At 70.0% G+C, this 17085-nt stretch carries 15 protein-coding genes; 7 read left to right on the top strand and 8 right to left on the bottom strand.

The features are described from left to right. Window positions 1–2: 2 nt before the first annotated feature. Window positions 3–755, top strand: coding sequence for a sulfite exporter TauE/SafE family protein (locus J5V96_RS03185; protein ID WP_208500176.1), 753 nt, complete (start codon window positions 3–5; stop codon window positions 753–755). A gap of 11 nt (window positions 756–766) precedes the next feature. Here the strand turns inward: J5V96_RS03185 and J5V96_RS03180 are convergent, their stop codons facing one another. Next, window positions 767–2854: a DNA gyrase/topoisomerase IV subunit B gene (locus J5V96_RS03180; protein ID WP_208500175.1), complete on the bottom strand. Its 2088-nt coding sequence runs from the start codon at window positions 2852–2854 to the stop codon at window positions 767–769. A gap of 194 nt (window positions 2855–3048) precedes the next feature. Between J5V96_RS03180 and J5V96_RS03175 the strand changes: the two genes are divergently transcribed. Then, on the top strand, window positions 3049–3258 hold the full coding sequence (locus J5V96_RS03175; RefSeq protein ID WP_208500174.1) for a DUF7455 domain-containing protein: 210 nt from the start codon (window positions 3049–3051) through the stop codon (window positions 3256–3258). A gap of 94 nt (window positions 3259–3352) precedes the next feature. Here the strand turns inward: J5V96_RS03175 and J5V96_RS03170 are convergent, their stop codons facing one another. Continuing rightward, window positions 3353–4384: an alanine racemase gene (locus tag J5V96_RS03170; RefSeq protein WP_208500173.1), complete on the bottom strand. Its 1032-nt coding sequence runs from the start codon at window positions 4382–4384 to the stop codon at window positions 3353–3355. Continuing rightward, window positions 4381–5064 carry an alanine racemase gene (locus J5V96_RS03165; protein ID WP_208500172.1) on the bottom strand — a complete coding sequence of 228 codons (684 nt, stop codon included), beginning with the start codon at window positions 5062–5064 and terminating at the stop codon, window positions 4381–4383. The genes J5V96_RS03170 and J5V96_RS03165 overlap by 4 nt, the downstream gene beginning before the upstream one ends. Before the next feature lie 53 nt (window positions 5065–5117). Between J5V96_RS03165 and J5V96_RS03160 the strand changes: the two genes are divergently transcribed. Beyond that, on the top strand, window positions 5118–6140 hold the full coding sequence (locus J5V96_RS03160) for a sugar-transfer associated ATP-grasp domain-containing protein (protein ID WP_208500171.1): 1023 nt from the start codon (window positions 5118–5120) through the stop codon (window positions 6138–6140). Between the two features lie 134 nt (window positions 6141–6274). Here the strand turns inward: J5V96_RS03160 and J5V96_RS03155 are convergent, their stop codons facing one another. From J5V96_RS03155 to J5V96_RS03145, 3 genes are all read right to left on the bottom strand, one after another. Then, on the bottom strand, window positions 6275–6973 hold the full coding sequence (locus tag J5V96_RS03155) for a coenzyme F420-0:L-glutamate ligase (RefSeq protein ID WP_208500170.1): 699 nt from the start codon (window positions 6971–6973) through the stop codon (window positions 6275–6277). Beyond that, a complete protein-coding gene (locus tag J5V96_RS16915; RefSeq protein ID WP_307793382.1) occupies window positions 6970–8283 on the bottom strand; it encodes an RNA polymerase sigma factor in 1314 nt (437 codons plus the stop codon). Before J5V96_RS16915 ends, J5V96_RS03155 begins: the two co-directional genes overlap by 4 nt. 224 nt (window positions 8284–8507) lie before the next feature. Further along, on the bottom strand, window positions 8508–9440 hold the full coding sequence (locus J5V96_RS03145) for a proteasome assembly chaperone family protein (RefSeq protein WP_208500169.1): 933 nt from the start codon (window positions 9438–9440) through the stop codon (window positions 8508–8510). Window positions 9441–9509: 69 nt separating this feature from the next. Here J5V96_RS03145 and J5V96_RS03140 point away from each other — a divergent pair, with 69 nt between their 5' ends. The 3 genes from J5V96_RS03140 (at window position 9510) to sucB (ending at window position 14256) form a co-directional block, all read left to right on the top strand. Further along, the gene (locus tag J5V96_RS03140) at window positions 9510–10997 is read left to right on the top strand and encodes a leucyl aminopeptidase (protein ID WP_208500168.1); all 1488 of its coding nucleotides are present in this window, start codon (window positions 9510–9512) and stop codon (window positions 10995–10997) included. Window positions 10998–11034: 37 nt separating this feature from the next. Continuing rightward, window positions 11035–12417, top strand: a complete 1383-nt coding sequence (gene lpdA, locus J5V96_RS03135; protein ID WP_208500167.1) for a dihydrolipoyl dehydrogenase — start codon at window positions 11035–11037, stop codon at window positions 12415–12417. A 99-nt stretch (window positions 12418–12516) separates the two neighbouring features. Beyond that, window positions 12517–14256: a 2-oxoglutarate dehydrogenase, E2 component, dihydrolipoamide succinyltransferase gene (gene sucB / locus J5V96_RS03130; RefSeq protein WP_208500166.1), complete on the top strand. Its 1740-nt coding sequence runs from the start codon at window positions 12517–12519 to the stop codon at window positions 14254–14256. 67 nt (window positions 14257–14323) lie between these two features. Here sucB and J5V96_RS03125 read toward each other — a convergent pair whose 3' ends face one another. Next, window positions 14324–15700 carry a hypothetical protein gene (locus tag J5V96_RS03125; protein WP_208500165.1) on the bottom strand — a complete coding sequence of 459 codons (1377 nt, stop codon included), beginning with the start codon at window positions 15698–15700 and terminating at the stop codon, window positions 14324–14326. 144 nt (window positions 15701–15844) lie between these two features. Here J5V96_RS03125 and J5V96_RS03120 point away from each other — a divergent pair, with 144 nt between their 5' ends. Continuing rightward, a complete protein-coding gene (locus J5V96_RS03120) occupies window positions 15845–16552 on the top strand; it encodes a DUF4191 family protein (RefSeq protein WP_208500164.1) in 708 nt (235 codons plus the stop codon). 73 nt (window positions 16553–16625) lie between these two features. Here the strand turns inward: J5V96_RS03120 and J5V96_RS03115 are convergent, their stop codons facing one another. Beyond that, window positions 16626–17021, bottom strand: coding sequence for an RDD family protein (locus J5V96_RS03115; protein WP_208500163.1), 396 nt, complete (start codon window positions 17019–17021; stop codon window positions 16626–16628). Window positions 17022–17085: the final 64 nt, after the last annotated feature.

Below are 17085 nucleotides of genomic sequence, written 5' to 3'. Positions count from 1 at the left end.
CGTTGATCGACCTCGGGTTCGGCGCGATCTGCGCAGTCACGCTCGTCGGCGCGATGGGGCAGCGTGCCTTGGGCATGGGCTTCGGACTCGTGGCGATGCCCGTGCTCGTGCTGGTACTCGGACCGCTCCCAGCGGTGACAGCCATGAACGCCATGGGAGCCGTCGCGTCGCTGCTCGTGCTGGCACAGGTGTGGCGCCTCGTGCACTGGCGGCGGCTGATCTGGCTGCTGCTGCCCGCACTCCTGGGGGTGGTCCCGGGCATCCTGCTGGCACGGCTCGTCGACGAGGCCCTGCTCAAGGCGGTGATGGGCGCGATGATCCTCATCGGGGTCGGCCTCTCGGCCTGGCTGCACCGCACGGCGGAGCCGATTGCCGGCAATGCGCCGGTCGCGGTGACGGGGCTGATCGCCGGAGTGCTCAACGGTTCGGTCGGCCTGGCGGCCCCGGCCGTCGGCATCTACGGCGCCCTCGGCGACTGGCCACAGCGTGCCTACGCGGCAGCGCTCCAGCCGTTCTTCCTCATCATGAGCGCGACGACCGTCGTCGCGACAGGTCTGCTCGACCCCTCTGCGACGCTCGCCTGGACCTGGTGGATGTGGCTGATCCTGGGCAGCGTGATCGTCGCCGGCGTGCTGGTGGGCGCCCGCATCGCCAGCCGGCTTCCCGAGCGCGCGGCGCGCAGGAGCATCCTCGTGCTGTCGTTCCTGGGCGGTGTGTCGGTGCTGTGGTCAGGCCTTGCGGGGCTGCTCGCCTGACCCCCTGCGGCTCAGGCGTCGATCGACTCGCGTGAGAGGCGATCAGCCGAGTCGACGATGAACTCGCGACGCGGACCGACCTCGTTGCCCATCAGCACCTCGAACACCCGGCCCGCAGCTTCGACGTCCTCCAGGCGCACGCGACGCAGCAGACGGCCGTCGCGGGCCATCGTGGTCTCCGCCAGCTGATCCGCGTCCATCTCGCCGAGGCCCTTGTAGCGCTGGATGGGCTCCTGCCACTTCCGGTTCGACTTGCGCAGCTTGTCGAGCAGCTTGTGCAGCTCGGCCTCGCTGTACGTGTAGATCGTCTCGTTGGGCTTGGAGCCCGGGTTCACGACGATCACGCGGTGCAGAGGGGGCACGGCGGCGAAGACCCGGCCGGCTTCCACGAGCGGGCGCATGTAGCGGTAGAAGAGCGTGAGGAGAAGGGTGCGGATGTGGGCGCCGTCGACATCCGCATCACTCATCATGATGACCTTGCCGTAGCGCGCGGCATCGAGATCGAACGTGCGGCCGGATCCGGCACCGACCACCTGGATGATCGAAGCGCACTCGGCGTTCGACAACATGTCGCTGACCGAGGCCTTCTGCACGTTGAGGATCTTGCCGCGGATGGGCAGCAGCGCCTGGTACTCGCTGTTGCGCGCGAGCTTGGCGGTGCCGAGCGCCGAGTCGCCCTCGACGATGAACAGCTCGGACTGCGCGACATCCTGCGTGCGGCAGTCGACGAGCTTCGTCGGCAGCGAGGAGCTCTCGAGGGCGTTCTTGCGGCGCTGGGTCTCCTTGTGCGCGCGGGCCGAGACACGCGCCTTCATCTCGGAGACGACCTTGTCGAGCACCATGGACGTCTGCGTCTTGTCGTCGCGCTTCGACGACGCGAAACGCTCCTTGAGGGCCTCGCGCACGACCTTGGCGACGATGGATCGCACGGCGGGAGTGCCGAGCACTTCCTTCGTCTGCCCTTCGAACTGCGGCTCGGGCAGCGTGACGGTGAGCACGGCGCTGAGGCCGGCGAGCACGTCGTCCTTCTCGAGCTTCTCGCTCGCGCCGACCTTGAGGCGGCGGGCGTTCGCAGAGACCTGGTCACGCAGGAACTTCAGCAGCTCCTGTTCGAAGCCCGTCTGGTGCGTGCCGCCCTTGGGCGTGGAGATGATGTTCACGAACGATCGGATCGCCGTGTCGTAGCCCGTGCCCCAGCGCAGCGCGATGTCGACACGGCACTCGCGCTCAACCTCGGTCGAGACCATGTGGCCGTTCGCCTGGAGCATCGGCACCGTCTCCTTGAAGGTGCCGGATCCGGTCAGTCGCCAGGTGTCGGTGACCGGCGCATCCGTGGCCAGGAAGTCGACGAACTCCGAGATGCCGCCGTCGAACTTGTACGAGGTCTCCACGAGCTCGCCGTCCGGCTGAGCAAGCGGGCGCTCGTCGCGGATCACGATCTCGAGCCCCGACACGAGGAAGGCGGTCTGTCGCGCGCGCGTGACGAGATCGTCCAGCTGGAACGCGGCGTCCTTGGTGAAGATCTGCCGGTCTGCCCAGTAGCGCACCCGCGTTCCGGTGACGCCCTTGGCGACCTTGCCGATGACCCGCAGCTCGCTGCGCTCCTCGAAGGGGGTGAACGGGGCGTCCGGACGCGCGTCGGCGAACACTCCGGGCTCGCCGCGGTGGAACGACATGGCATAGGTCTTGCCGTTGCGGTCGACCTCGACGTCGAGGCGCTCGGACAGCGCGTTGACCACCGAGGCGCCCACGCCGTGCAGTCCACCAGAGGCGGCATAGGAGCCGCCGCCGAACTTGCCACCCGCGTGCAGCTTCGTGTACACGACCTCGACACCCGTGAGCCCTGTGCGCGGCTCGACGTCGACCGGCACACCGCGCCCGCGGTCGCGCACCTCGACGGAGCCGTCGGCGTGGAGGATCACGTCGATCTTCGAGCCGTTGCCCGCGACCGCCTCGTCAACGGAGTTGTCGATGATCTCCCACAGGCAGTGCATCAGACCGGGCGAGCCGTTCGAGCCGATGTACATGCCCGGGCGCTTGCGGACGGCCTCGAGTCCTTCCAGGACCTGGAGATGATGGGCGGAGTACTCGGCAGTCACAATCTTCGATGCTAATCGCGACCACGGACATCCCCGGGCGGACACTCCCCGGCGGTCTACTCCCGTCTGGCAAGGCGGGGGCCGTCGTACGCGCTGAGCGAAACAGGCCGAGGGTTGGGCAGGTTTCTCAGCCCGCAGTGGTTACATGTGATGCAACTCGCAGGACCCGAACCGACATCGAGGAGGCAGACACCATGACCGTCACCGAAGCACCCGCCCCCTCCTACCGCCTCACGGCGATGGACCGCTGCGACTCGTGCGGAGCGCAGGCCTACATCGCCGCCGAGGTCAACGGAAGCGAGCTCCTCTTCTGCGCGCACCACGGCCGCAAGTACGAGGAGAAGCTGCGCGCCGTCGCCACGTCGTGGCACGACGAGACCGCGCGTCTCATCGACGCCCCCTGACGCCGCCCCCACGCATCACGCGCCCGTCCCCCTCGAGGGGGCGGGCGCGTTCGCGTGTACCACGGGTCCGCCGGCAGGGATCCGTCTGGCTCGGTCAGTCGACGACGACGCGAGGGATGAGCGGCGACAGACGCAGGAGCGGCTCCTCGCCGACCGTCCCGATCGCCTCCGCGAGCGTCGTGGAGGACGACTCGCCGCGCGCTCCGTCGCCCCACACCGCGACCTCGTCGCCGACCGCAGCCCCCGGCCAGGCGGCCACGACGCTGGATCCCAGGGCGACACGCAGCAGGGCCCGGCTGCCGCCGGGCGTGCCGACATCAGCGACGCCTGCGAGAGAGGACGGGAGCCCGTCAAGGGATCCGATCCCGATTTCCACCTCGTCGCCGCGCACCGCCACGACAGGCGCGACGAGAGTCGCGACGGGGACGATGCCGGGTAGCACGGGACCGTCCGCAGATCGCACGCCGTACACAAAGGCACCGAAACGCACCAGGTCGTAGCGGAACTCCTCGCGCGCCCACCCTGCCGCGCTGGCGGCCAGGTGGCGCACTTCGGGGGCGAGGCCCGCCTCACGGGCGACCTCGACCGCCACATCGAACGCCGCGCGGGCGACGTCGTCGTCCTCGTCGCTCGCCTCGGAGATGTGGCTCCAGATTCCCGCGACGCGAATGCGCCCGGCGCGTTCGAGCTCCGCGGCGCGGCCGACGAATGCCGGCCACTGCTCGGGACGCACGCCGTTGCGATGCAGTCCCGTGTCGATCTTCAGGTGCACGACGGCGGTGCCCGCCGCCGCGTCGGCGATGCGCTCGAGGTATGCGGCATCCCCCACGCCGAGTTCGAGGCCTCCCGTGAGGGCTTTGTGCGTCTCGTCAGTGCCGAGCGTCAGCCAGCAGAAGACGCGTGCCGCGTCGCCGACCGCGGCCTTCGCGCGAAGGGCGCTCCGCAGATCAATCGCACCGAGCCACGACACACCCGCTTCGCGGACGACACTCGCCACGGTCTCGACGCCGTGTCTATACGCATCGTCCTTCACGACCACCATGACCTCGGCGGGCGCGACGCGCGCCCGCACCGAGGCGATGTTCTGTGCGAGACGCGCGCGAGAGATGCGCAGCTGAGCCGTCACGCGACCACCTCCCGCTCGACGTGGAGCCCGACGGCGCAGACGAGCTCGGCCGGGGTGAGCCCCGTGATCCGCGACCAGTCGGCAAGGGCGTCGCGCACGAGACCGGATCCGAAGTACACCGCGGTGTCGCCGGCGTCGACCGCGGCATCCGCGATGTCGATGACACAGACGTCCATGGCCACACGACCCACGATGGGCCGCACGGCGCCCGAGAGCTCGACACCGGCGTTGTTGCCGAGGGCGCGCACAACGCCCTCCGCGTATCCGCCCGCGATGAGCGCCAGCCGCGTGTCCGAGGTGGCGCGATGGGTGTACCCATACGAGACTCCCTCTCCCGCCAGCAGGGGCTTCGTCGACAGCACGGGCGCCGCGAGCGAGAGCACCGGTGTGCCCCCCGATCCCGGGAGACCGTAAAGCAGCTCGCCGCCGACGGGGTCTGCTTCGACCGCTTCGAGGCCGGCCGCCTGCACCACCGCAGCGTCTCGCCGATCCGCGTTGGCGTAGCGGATGCCCTCGGCTGCGACAGCCTCGGCCGCCACGCCGACGCCATGGCCCCACGCGTCGCGTCGCAGATCGGCGACAGCGCCCGGATCGGCCGCGAGAAGACGGGCGTTGGAGCGAAGGGCCGAGCGTGAGATGCGGGCCAGCGGGGCGGCTCGCCGGGGGTTCGGCCAGGTCATCGACCTAGACTAACCCGGGGGCCGAACCGCCCCGATGACCTACGGAGTGTGCATTGTCTGACAACCGACTCGGCCTCGCCGGCAAGTTCCGCTACCTCGCGGAGCGTGCCCGAAACATCGACGTGAAGTCGGTGGTGGAGCGCGCGAAGGAGGTGCACGAGCAGCACGGCAGCTGGACACCGAAGGTGCTCGCGGACATGCTGTGGTCGGCCGCTCGCAACGATGTCGCCTTCCAGGACTACGTCGACTACGACTTCGCTATCCTCTCCAAGGCCGAGCGCGCCACCTTCATGACCCACCCCGTCTCGATCCGCATCGCCAAGCAGACCGCGCAGCTCGACAAGAGGGTGCTGTTCGAGAACAAGATCGAGTTCAACAAGCTGTTCGACCGCTTCCTCAAGCGGGAGTGGCTCATTGTCGACAAGAACAACGCGGACGCGGTGAAGGCCTTCGCCGAGAAGCACGGCACGTTCATCGCGAAGGTGCCCGTCAGCCACATGGGCCTCGGCGTGCGCCGATACCACGCGTCGGATGTCGGCGACTGGGACGCGTTCCACCGCGGACTGCTCGAGCGCGACGAGCTGCTGCTCGAGGAGGTCATCCGCCAGCACGATGACCTCGCCGCGGTCTGCCCTGGCACCGTCAACACCACGCGCATCACGGCGTTCAACGACGGGACGGACGTGCACATCCTCGCGATCGCCCAGAAGTTCGGTCGCGGGGCGGTCAGCGACCAGATGTCGTACGGCGGCTTCTACACGATGCTGCACGACGACGGCCGCGCATTCGGCGACGGCTATGACTCGCACGGCCACGTGCACCAGAAGCACCCCGACACCGGCTTCCCGATCGCCGAGTTCCAGCTGCCCTTTATGGACGAGGTGATCGCTTTCATCAAGGAAGCCGCGCGCGTTGTGCCCGAGGTGCCGTACGTCGGCTGGGACGTCGTCGTCACTCCCGAGGGCCCCGTGCTCGTCGAGGGCAACTGGGGCGCGGGCGTCTACGAGAACAAGCCGAGCGTCACGGGCATCCGCACCGGTCACAAGCCCCGCTATCAGAAGGCGATCGGGTTCTGACGCGGCACGGCTCGGTCCCGGCGGGGATGCGGTCTGAGCTGCGCCGCATCGGCCGAGGAGGTCGCGGCTCCGTCCAGACCCGCTGGTGAGAACAGGAAAGGCCCCTCCGAGGAGGGGCCTTTCCTGTTTACGGATTACGCAGGGCGGACGATGCCGAGTGGCGTGGACTGGTGTCCCTGGCCGAGCGGATTGTCGCTGAGGATGCGCACGAGGCGCTTCTCCCCCGCCTTGTCGAGCGTGGATCCGAGGATGTTGCCGCCGATGTCGTTGATGTCGACGACTGCGACATCAACGCCACCCCCGAGCAGCTGCTGCAGGTGGCGGGCCACCTCGCGCGGCTTCTCGGGGCCGAGCACCACGGCCTTGTTGTACGGCGGGATCGTGCCGGACGTCGGACCGTCGATCGCGCGGGCCTTGTCGCCGGCGATGCGGTAGAAGTCGCCGCGACGCCCGAAGGCCTTCGTGACGGCGGCCACCGCGGCCGCGAAGAGGATGCGCGGGGTGCCGCACTCACGCAGCGCCATCTCCATCGTCTCGGGCATGCCGAGACCGATGCCGTACGGCGTCTTGACGACGTACTTGGAGAGGAAGCGTGCGAGCGGACGCACCCGGATGTCGGTGAGCAGGTACGAGCGTCCCTGCGTGATCGCGACGATCTTCTCGGTCACGAACAGCAGATCACCCGGCTGGACGGCATCCTTCGCATAGGTCGTGATGACCTCGTCGAGAGAGTCGTCCGGCATGACGACGCGCGTGCGCAGCGGGATGCGCTGCACACGCTCGCCGTCCAGCTGAACCTCGAGCGCCTTGCCCTCGTTCGCCGTGCCGCTCACTCGAGGTAGTCCCGGAGCGACTGCGAGCGCGAGGGGTGACGCAGCTTCGCCATCGTCTTCGACTCGATCTGGCGGATGCGCTCGCGCGTGACGCCGAACGTGTCGCCGATCTGGTCGAGCGTCTTCGGCTGGCCATCGCCGAGACCGAAGCGCATGCGGATCACGCCGGCCTCGCGCTCGGAGAGCGAGTCGAGCAGGCTCTCGAGCTGACGCTGGAGCATCGTGAAGCCGACCGCGTCGGCGGGGACGACCGCCTCGGTGTCCTCGATCAGGTCGCCGAACTCACTGTCGCCGTCCTCACCCAGGGGCGTGTGCAGGGAGATCGGCTCACGGCCGTACTTCTGCACCTCGATGACCTTCTCGGGGGTCATGTCGAGCTCCTTGGAGAGCTCCTCGGGTGTGGGCTCGCGGCCGAGATCCTGCAGCATCTGACGCTGGACGCGAGCGAGCTTGTTGATGACCTCGACCATGTGCACCGGGATGCGGATGGTGCGGGCCTGGTCGGCCATGGCGCGCGTGATCGCCTGGCGGATCCACCAGGTGGCGTAGGTCGAGAACTTGAAGCCCTTGGTGTAGTCGAACTTCTCGACCGCGCGGATCAGACCGAGGTTGCCCTCCTGGATCAGGTCCAGGAACTGCATGCCGCGACCGGTGTAGCGCTTGGCGAGCGAGACGACGAGTCGGAGGTTCGCACCGAGCAGGTGGGACTTGGCGCGCTGACCGTCGCGGGCCACCCACTGCAGGTCGAGTCCCAGCTGCTGCGACTTCTCGGCCGCGGACATCTTGGAGAGCTTCTCCTCGGCGAACAAGCCGGCCTCGATGCGCATGGCGAGGTCGACCTCTTCGGCGGCGTTGAGGAGCGGCACCTTGCCGATCTGCTTGAGGTAGTCCTTGACCGGGTCGGCCGTCGCGCCGGTGATCTGCGTCGAGTAGACGGGGACGTCCTCCTCGTCGCTCGACGAGATGACGATCGCGCCGGTGGGCAGCGGCTCGGTGACGACCTTCGTCGTCGCCTCGCCCTCGGCGCTCTCCTCCTCGGCCGACTCGTCCTCGACGTCGATCTCCTCGACCTCGACGGGCTCGTCGCCCTCGTCGTCCTCGTCCTTCGCCTTCTTGGTCGACGCCTTCTTCGGCGCCGCCTTGGCGGCGGTCTTCCGCGCGGGCGCCTTGGCGGCGCCGTCCTTCGCGGCGGCGGTCTTGCGTGCCGTGGTCTTCGCGGGCGCCTTCTCGGTGGCGGGCTCGACGGCCTCTTCCACCTCGGCGTCCTTCTTCTTCGCGGTGGTCCGCGGAGTCTTCGTGGCTGTGGTCACGTTTTCGCCTTTCACCGGCGGCACTCGCGCGCCGCGCCCCCGGATGTGTACGGGCACTAGTAAGACCCTTGTCAAGTCCGGCGCATCATATGCGCCGTCTCGACAACGGGTCGGACACCCATTGTCTCATAGGTCTGCGGACGCTCACGCACCGCATCATCGCGGTGGCGTCGCACCCGCTTTTCGCACACTGAAGTCAACGTGCGCAGCGGTCGTGCTATTCCTCAGGGCTTCTTGTCGTCGTCGGTGTTCGGCCGGCTCGCCAGGAAGCGCTCGAGCTCGGCGGCGAGTTCGTCCGCGCTCGGCAGATCTCCCTCGCGGATGCCTCCCACAGAGGGAACACCGCCCCCGACAACCCCCGCGGCGTACGCGTCGTAGCGCTCCTCGAGGCCACGCACCATCGCACCGAGCTCGTCGTTGCCGGCGATCTGATCCTCGACGCGGCCGAGGTACTCGCGGTTCTCGCCGTAGAGGTCGTCGAGCGTGAATACGAGCCCCGTCGCCGCCATCAGGCGATCGAGCCCCGCGATGGTCGCTGCCGGGTAGTCGGTCTCGGCCAGATAGTGCGGGACAAGGAGCACGAAGCCGGCGGTGTCGAAGTCGGCCTCGATGAAGCGGTATTCGAGCAGATGGCCGACGGTGGCGGGCACCTGCGTGCGCGGGTGCCAGATCGAGTGCGACTCGATGAGCTGAGCGCGGTTTCCACTGACCGTGGTGCCGAGCGTGCGCGTGTGCGGCACCGGCATGCCGATCGCATGGACCCAGGTGACGGAGGAGACGGCGAACCGATCCGCGAACCGGATCACCGCGTCGGCGAATGCATCCCACGCGAAGTCCGGCTCGTAGCCCGAGAGAAGCAGGAACGGCTGCCCGAGGGCGTCCCTCGCGAGCGAGAGCTCGAGGCGCGGCGGGCGGTAGTCGCTGAGGTGGTCCTGCTCGAAGGTGACGATCGGTCGTCGCGCCCGGTAATCGAGCAGCGCGTCGTTCGAGAACACGACGACGGGCCGCGGCGCGAGCTCCTCGCGCGCGAAGTCGATGAGGTTGGAGACGGCGCCACCGGCATCCGTGAAGCCGGTCAGCAGGAACACGAGCGGCAGCCCCTGCGGGACCTCGGGTCCGTTCGCGACGTGCTCGTAGATGTCACCGGTGAAGGGCATTCCTCCATGCTACGAGCCGTCGGTGCGGCGCGGCCCTCTTCCGCTCTGCGCGTACCTAGGATGGACGTCATGCCGATTCCCGTGCTCGCGCTGACCACAGATTCGTTCCCCTCGGAAAGCGCGGAGGCGGCGATCCTCGCCCTGCCGTCGTTCGACGAGCGCGAAAGGCTCGACGTCCCCGGCTTGAAGCCCGCGCTGGAGGCGATCGGCTTCACCGGCGCCAAGAACTCCTTCGCCCGGGTCTACGCCCCCGAGGTGACCGACAAGCCGCTCGCCGTCGTCGGTCTCGGGGCCGAGCCGGATGGCGACGACGTGCGCGAGGCGATCGGCGCGGCCGTCCGCCAGCTGACCGGATTCGGCACCGTCGCGGTGCACGTGGCCGCTCGCGTCGACGACGCCTGGCGCCTCGCCGCCGAGGGAGCCGCGCTCGGCGGGTACTCCTTCGACTCCTACAAGACGACGGATCCGGACAAGGCGGCGAAGAAGCGCCGTGCGTCGACCGTCCTCGTCCACGTTCCCGGCCCGGTCGACGAGAGCGCCCTCGCGACCGTCCGCGCCGGCGCCGAGGCGGTCGCCCTCGTGAAGGACCTCGTCTCGACGACCGCTGACCGCCAGAGCCCGGCGCAGCTGGCCGACGCCGCGGTCACCGCGGTCGAGGGCCTCGGCGTCGACGTCACCGTGTACGACGAGGCAGCGCTCGAGGAGGGCGGCTTCGGCGGCATCCTCGGCGTGGGTCGCGGATCGGATCGCCCGCCCCGCCTCGTGCGCCTCGAGTGGGCGCCCGACGGCGCCGACCGCCACATCGCGCTCGTGGGCAAGGGCATCACCTTCGACACGGGCGGTCTGTCGCTGAAGCCCGCCGCATCCATGCTCGGGATGAACGAGGACATGACCGGCGCGGCCGAGGTGCTCGCGGTCGTCCGCGCCGCAGCGCAGCTCGAGCTGCCCGTGCGCGTCACGGCGTGGATGTGCATCGCCGACAACATGCCCTCGGGCCGCGCGACGCGACCCGGCGATGTGCTGACGATGCTCGACGGCACCACCGTCGAGGTCACCAACACCGACGCCGAGGGACGCCTTGTGCTCGCCGACGGCCTGGTCGCCGCCAGCCGTGAGAACCCCGACGTGATCGTCGATGTGGCGACCCTGACCGGCGCGATCCTGGTCGCCCTGGGCACTCGCCACACCGGTGTGATGGGCCACGGCGACGCGGTGGACGCCTTCCTGCGCTCGGCCGACCGCACCGGCGAGCTCGCGTGGCCCCTGCCGCTGCCGGGGTACATCGCCGAGCAGCTCGAGTCGCGCGTCGCCGACATGCGAAACGCCGACATGGGCAACCGCAACGGCGGCTCGATGTACGCGGGTCTGTTCCTGCAGCGCTTCATCGGGCGCACCGGCGACCACGAGGACGCTCCGCGCATCCCGTGGGTCCACCTCGACATCGCGGGCTCGGCGATGAGCACGTCCAGCGCGTACGGCTTCACGGACAAGGGCCCGACGGGCGCCACCACCCGTGCCCTGATCGACTTCGTCGCAGCGGGCGGCGAGGTTCTGTGACGCGCCTCCGCGCGACCACATCAAGCGAGGGAGCGAAGTGACCGAGTCGAGATCCGCAGAGTTCGATGTCGTGGTGCTCGGCGGCGGATCGGGCGGCTATGCCGCAGCGATCCGCGCCTCCGAGCTCGGCAAGTCGGTCGCTCTGATCGAGAAGGACAAAGTCGGCGGAACCTGCCTGCACCGCGGCTGCATCCCCACGAAGGCGCTGCTGCACGCGGCCGAGATCGCCGACTCCGTGCGCGACGCGGCTTCCTATGGCATCACCGCATCGCTCGGCGGCGTCGACCCTGATGCGCTGCGCGCCTACCGCGAGGGCATCGTCGCGAAGAAGTTCAAGGGCCTCGAGGGCCTGATCGCCCGGCGCGGCATCACCGTGGTGGCCGGCGGAGGCCGTCTCGAGGCGGATCGCACGGTGCGCGTCGGCGATGACGCCTACATCGGCAGGGACGTTGTGCTCGCCACCGGCTCGTACAGCCGCAGCCTGCCCGGTCTCGAGATCGGCGGCCGCATCCTCACCAGCGAGGGCGCACTCGCGCTCGACGACATCCCGTCGTCGGTCGTCATCCTGGGCGGCGGCGTGATCGGCGTCGAGTTCGCGAGCGTCTGGCGCTCCTTCGGTGCCGAGGTCACCATCGTCGAGGCGCTCGAGCACCTCGTCCCCAACGAGGACCTCGCGCTCTCCAAGGGCCTCGAGCGCGCCTACCGGAAGCGCGGCATCCAGGCCCGCCTGGGAGTGCGCTTCGCCGCGGCGACGCAGGACGCCGAGGGTGTCACCGTCGCTCTGGAGGACGGATCCGAGATCCGCGCCGACTACCTGCTCGTCGCTGTGGGTCGCGGTCCCGTGACCTCCGGGCTCGGGTTCGAAGAGGCGGGCGTCGCGCTCGATCGCGGCTTCGTCACGGTCGACGAGAGCCTGCGCACCTCGGCCGAGGGCGTCTGGGCGGTCGGCGACATCGTTCCCGGACTCCAGCTCGCCCACCGCGGCTTCCAGCAGGGCATCTTCGTCGCCGAGGCGATCGCCGGCCTCTCCCCCGTGCCGGTGCCCGAGACGCAGATCCCCAAGGTCACCTACTCGCACCCCGAGGTGGCCTCCGTCGGACTCACCGAGGCGCTCGCCATCGAGGCGCACGGCGCCGACGGCATCGCCACCTATGAGTACAGCCTCGCGGGCAACGGCAAGTCCGAGATCATCGGCACGAGCGGACTCGTCAAGATCGTGCGACGCGTCGATGGCCCGGTGCTCGGTGTGCACCTGCTCGGCGATCGCGTCGGCGAGCTGATCACCGAGGGCCAGCTCGCGGTCGCCTGGGAGGCTCATCCCGAGGACATCGCCCCCCTCATCCACGCGCATCCGACGCAGAGCGAAGCGCTCGGCGAAGCCTTCCTGCTGCTCGCCGGGAAGCCGCTGCACGCGATCTGAGCGTCGCTCCGCCGAAACTCGCAGGCGCAGGCGGTCCGATTCGCGGTCCGCACGTCACTAAGCTGTAACACGTCATCAAACCCTGAAGGAGACTCCGACATGAGTACTTCCGTGGTCCTCCCCGAGCTTGGCGAAAGCGTCACCGAGGGAACGGTCACCCGCTGGCTGAAGAACGTCGGCGACACGATCGCCGTCGACGAGGCCCTGCTCGAGATCTCGACCGACAAGGTCGACACCGAGATCCCGTCGCCCGTCGCGGGTGTCATCGAGGAGATCCTCGTTCAGGAGGATGAGACCGTCGAGGTCGGCGCCGTCCTGGCCAAGATCGGTGACGGCTCCGCAGCCCCCGCGGCCCCGGCCGCGCCCGAGGCTGCTCCGGCCGAGGCCCCCGCGGCTCCGGCTGCTGCGGCTCCGGCTGCCGAGGCTCCCGCCGCTGCGGCTGCCCCGGCTCCCGCCGCGGAAACCGCTCCGGCTGCACCCGCCGGCGACGCGACCGACATCGTGCTCCCCGAGCTCGGCGAGAGCGTCACCGAGGGCACCGTCACGCGCTGGCTGAAGCAGGTCGGCGACTCGATCGAGGTGGACGAGGCGCTCCTGGAGATCTCGACCGACAAGGTCGACACCGAGATCCCCTCGCCGGTCGCCGGCGTCATCCAGGAGATCCTGGTGAACGAGGACGAGACCGTCGAGGTCGGATCGGTGCTCGCTCGCGTCGGCAGCGGCGCCCCCGCCCCCGCCGCCGAGGCGCCCGCCCCGGAGGCTCCGGCCGCTGCTCCCGCTCCCGCCGCTGCTCCCGCACCCGCCGCTGCTCCGGCTCCCGCCGCTGCTCCGGCCCCGGCTCCCGCCGCAGCTCCGGCTCCGTCCGCCGCTCCGGCCCAGACTCCGGCTGCTCCGGCACCCGCCGCTCCGGCACCGACCGCGGATGACGACAACGTCTACGTGACGCCCCTCGTGCGTCGCCTGGCCGCCCAGAACGGCGTGGACCTGTCCACCGTCTCGGGCACCGGTGTCGGCGGACGCATCCGCAAGGAAGACGTGCTCAAGGCCGCGGAGAGCAAGTCGGCTCCCGCCGCCACGGCGCCCGCGCCTGCCGCGGCCCCGGCCACCAAGCTCGAGGTCTCGCCGCTGCGCGGTACGACCGTGCCGATGAGCCGCCTCCGCAAGGTGCTCGCATCGCGCGCGGTCGAGTCGATGACGTCGACGGCACAGCTCACCACCGTGGTCGAGGTCGACGTCACGAAGGTCGCGGCGTTCCGTCAGCAGGTGCAGAAGGACTTCGTCGCCGCGACCGGCGGCAAGCTGTCCTTCCTGCCGTTCTTCGCCAAGGCGGCCGTGGAAGCACTGCAGGCCTACCCGATCATCAACTCGACGCTGGACGGCGAGAACATCGTCTACCCGGCTTCCGAGAACCTCTCGATCGCGGTCGACACCGAGAAGGGCCTCTACACGCCCGTCCTCCGTGACGCCGGTTCGAAGACGCTCGCCGAGATCTCCCAGGGCATCGCCGATCTGGCCGAGCGCACGCGCAACAGCAAGCTGAAGCCCGACGACCTCGCCGGCGGCACGTTCACGCTCACCAACACCGGTTCGCGCGGCGCGCTCTTCGACACGCCGGTGGTGTTCCTGCCCCAGTCGGCCATCCTGGGCACCGGCATCGTCTACAAGCGCCCCGGCGTGGTGACGGTCGACGGCGTCGAGGCGATCGCGGTCCGCTCGTACGTCTACCTGGCACTCTCGTACGACCACCGCACGATCGACGGCGCGGATGCGGCTCGCTTCCTCTCGGCCGTCAAGGCCCGCCTGGAGGAGGCGAACTTCTCCGCCGACCTCGGCATCTGAGAGCAGTCCACCTGAGGGGGCTCGGTCCGGCATCACGCCGGCCGGGCCCCTTCGGCGTCCGTGCATCTCAGCCGGCTGGCAGCAGCTGCGCGCCGCGCAGCATCCAGTGGCCGTCGAGCCGCACGATCTGCAGCAACGCAGATCGGCCTTCCGGCCCATCGGCGCGCAGCACCGCAACATCGCCGTAGTCGTCCAGCAGTTGGGTGGTACCGGCCTCCGCCAGCGCGGCGAGCACGCCATCGTCGATCGCCTCAGCGCCCGGTTCGCGCACGACCTCGCACAGCGGATCGCCGTGTGCGGCACAGTCGACGATCGCCCTGCGGAGACGCTCGCCGGCAGCGCGCGCGTCCTCACGGTGCGCCGTCGGGCGCTGAGTCGGTGTCTGGGTCGGTGCCGGTGTCGGCACCGCGGGTGCGGTGGTGCCGGGCGCGGCTGACCGGCCACCTCTGCCTGGGGACCGCGCATCGGCGGGTTGCACGTCCGTGGGCCAGAGCAGCCCGCCGCCGAGTACCACGGCTGCCACGGCCGCACCCACCATCAGCGGAACACGACGTCCACCCTCGCTCCTGCCCGTCGCAACACGCCGCACCGCGCCACGGACGCGGTCGAGGGTCTCTCCGAGCAGGTCCGCGAGCGCTGCGCCGGCGAAGCTCTCGGACATCGCGGTGAGTGCCCCACGCGGGGGCGGTCGGAACGCCTCCCTCGCTCCGACTTCCGGCTCATCGAGCATCGCCCGTCGTGCAGGTCTCGCGTCGGGCTGCTCGATGCCGCGCGACGCGAATGCTTCGAGAAGCGCGTCTTCGAGGGGGCCGATCAGCCGCCACAGCCGGCGAGGGCGCTGCAGCGCCTCGCGCGCCTGCCCGAGCAGTCGGAGCATCACGCGGTCGCGCGTGTGCGCGGCCGCCTGCTCCAGCAGATCCGCGGCCTCCCGCGCGATCTGGCCACCATCGGGCATCGGCGCGAAGAGCGGACGCCCCTCGTCGTCGAGCCACCAGCGGCCGGGCATCGGCTCGCCCTCCGGCCCGATGTCGTCCCAGGCCTCGCAGGTGCCCCGAAGCACGCTCACCGCGAGCGTGACGATCTCCCCTCCCGCCAGGGGACGCCCCTGTGCGCTTCGCGCATCGAGAAGGCGGGTCACCCGTTCGCGGCACCATGGCAGCTCGAGGTCGTGCCCGTCGGCACGACGCACGACGTCCCGGGGCGTCAGCAGGTGCTGCGGCGGTTGCCCGCGCGCCGCGAAGACACCGTCTGCCGCCATTGCGGCATCGGCGAGCAGCACTCGCCGCTCCCCGACCGCGGCGAGCACGCCGTCGAGAGGCGCCTCGGGCGGCGAGATCCGGCGAATCGGGCGGTAGGCATCGGTCAGCGGTGCCGACGTGGAGGCAGACCGCGCTGTCTCCGCGGGCGGATCCGGCGCGCCGGGACGAGCTCGCAGCTGGGGCATGCCCCCATCCTGCGGCGTCGACGGAGCGCCCCAGCGGCGGGAGGTCGAGATGTGAACGAGCGGGGCCGAACGGCCGGATGTGGACGAGCCACAGCACCGCGGGGGCGGTCGAGCGCCAGCGCACGCCTCGGTAGACTGGAGGGTATGGCAGCACGCACCCCTCAGGCTGAGAAGCGCCCCGGCTTCTTCTCGCAGATCCGATCCCTGTTCACCTTCACGCGCGAGGTGTACCCGTGGGTCGGCTGGGTGCTGGTGGGGGTGGCCCTCCTCGGAATCGGGATCGGCGTCGCGCTCGGCTTCCTTCTGCAGCCTGATGTGCTCGGCATCGTTCTGTGGAGCATCGCCGGCCTGCTGATCGGCGCGCTCGGAGCGATGATGACGCTCACGCGCTTTTCGACCGGCGCCATGTACAAGAAGCTCGATGGCATGCCCGGCGCATCCGGCCATGTCCTCTCGACCATGCTCGGCCGCAACTGGCGTGCGAGCGAGATGCCCGTGGGCGTGAACCCCAAGACGCAGGAGGCCGTGTACCGCGCGGTCGGTCGCGGCGGCATCGTCGTCGTCGGCGAGGGCGCGCGCGGCCGGCTGACGAAGCTGATGCGCGACGAGAAGATGAAGACGAGCCGCGTCGCCGCCGGTGTGCCCGTGACGGAGCTGTACGTGGGCCACGGCGAGGGCGAGGTGCCGATCTCCGAGCTCGTGCGCACGATCAAGAAGCTGCCCAAGGCCATCGACCGCGCCACCATGGGCGCCGTCATCCAGCGCATCGAGTCGATGTCGCAGTCGCTCGCATCGCTGCCGATCCCGAAGGGCATCGACCCCACGAAGGCGCGCGCGCCGCGTCCGCGCTGACATCCCGATCTCCTGAGACGAGGAAAGGCCCCGCCACCAGGCGGGGCCTTTTCGGTTTCGCGAACCGATCGGGTCAGGCTCGGACGAGCACGGTGCCCGCCACGAGGTCGTGCAGTCCGCGGTTGTCCTTGTTCCAGATCACCGCCGGGATCACCAGGACCAGCAGGGCCGAGCGCACGATCGGACGCCACACGCCGGTCCAGCCGCCGCCTGCGGCCTGAAGCCGAAGGCCGGCGATCCGGTGTCCCGGGCTGCCCCCGATGGTCGGGATGAAGACGATGTGGATCACGGCGAACACGGCGAGCGGCGCGAGCTGCTCCCCCGCGAAGAAGGCGTTCGCGATGACCAGGGTCGCGGCCCAGTCGACGGCGAGCCCCAGGATCCTTCGCGGCAGGTGGGCGATGCTTCCGCGCCCGTCTCTCGGAAGCCCAAGGCCGTGGCCCGGGTAGTCGTCACCGGAATCGCTCATCGTTCCAGCCTAAGCGGCGCGGCGGTCCTCACCGGTCCGCCCCCGTCCTGACCCCGCGTAACAT

This window comes from Microbacterium stercoris (genome assembly GCF_017592545.1).
GTDB lineage: Bacteria > Actinomycetota > Actinomycetes > Actinomycetales > Microbacteriaceae > Microbacterium > Microbacterium stercoris.
The sequence above is the reverse complement of the archived record's forward strand: the minus strand, read 5'-3'. Positions and strand labels throughout refer to the sequence as shown.

What these genes read in the sequence shown, in the direction of transcription:
- J5V96_RS03175 (WP_208500174.1), top strand. Translation starts at nt 3,049, where the DNA reads ATGACCGTCACCGAAGCACCCGCCCCCTCCTACCGCCTCACGGCGATG.
- J5V96_RS03145 (WP_208500169.1), bottom strand. Translation starts at nt 9,440, where the DNA reads ATGCCCTTCACCGGTGACATCTACGAGCACGTCGCGAACGGACCCGAG.
- sucB (WP_208500166.1), top strand. Translation starts at nt 12,517, where the DNA reads ATGAGTACTTCCGTGGTCCTCCCCGAGCTTGGCGAAAGCGTCACCGAG.
- J5V96_RS03165 (WP_208500172.1), bottom strand. Translation starts at nt 5,064, where the DNA reads ATGACCTGGCCGAACCCCCGGCGAGCCGCCCCGCTGGCCCGCATCTCA.
- J5V96_RS03120 (WP_208500164.1), top strand. Translation starts at nt 15,845, where the DNA reads ATGGCAGCACGCACCCCTCAGGCTGAGAAGCGCCCCGGCTTCTTCTCG.
- J5V96_RS03115 (WP_208500163.1), bottom strand. Translation starts at nt 17,021, where the DNA reads ATGAGCGATTCCGGTGACGACTACCCGGGCCACGGCCTTGGGCTTCCG.
- J5V96_RS03125 (WP_208500165.1), bottom strand. Translation starts at nt 15,700, where the DNA reads ATGCCCCAGCTGCGAGCTCGTCCCGGCGCGCCGGATCCGCCCGCGGAG.
- J5V96_RS03140 (WP_208500168.1), top strand. Translation starts at nt 9,510, where the DNA reads ATGCCGATTCCCGTGCTCGCGCTGACCACAGATTCGTTCCCCTCGGAA.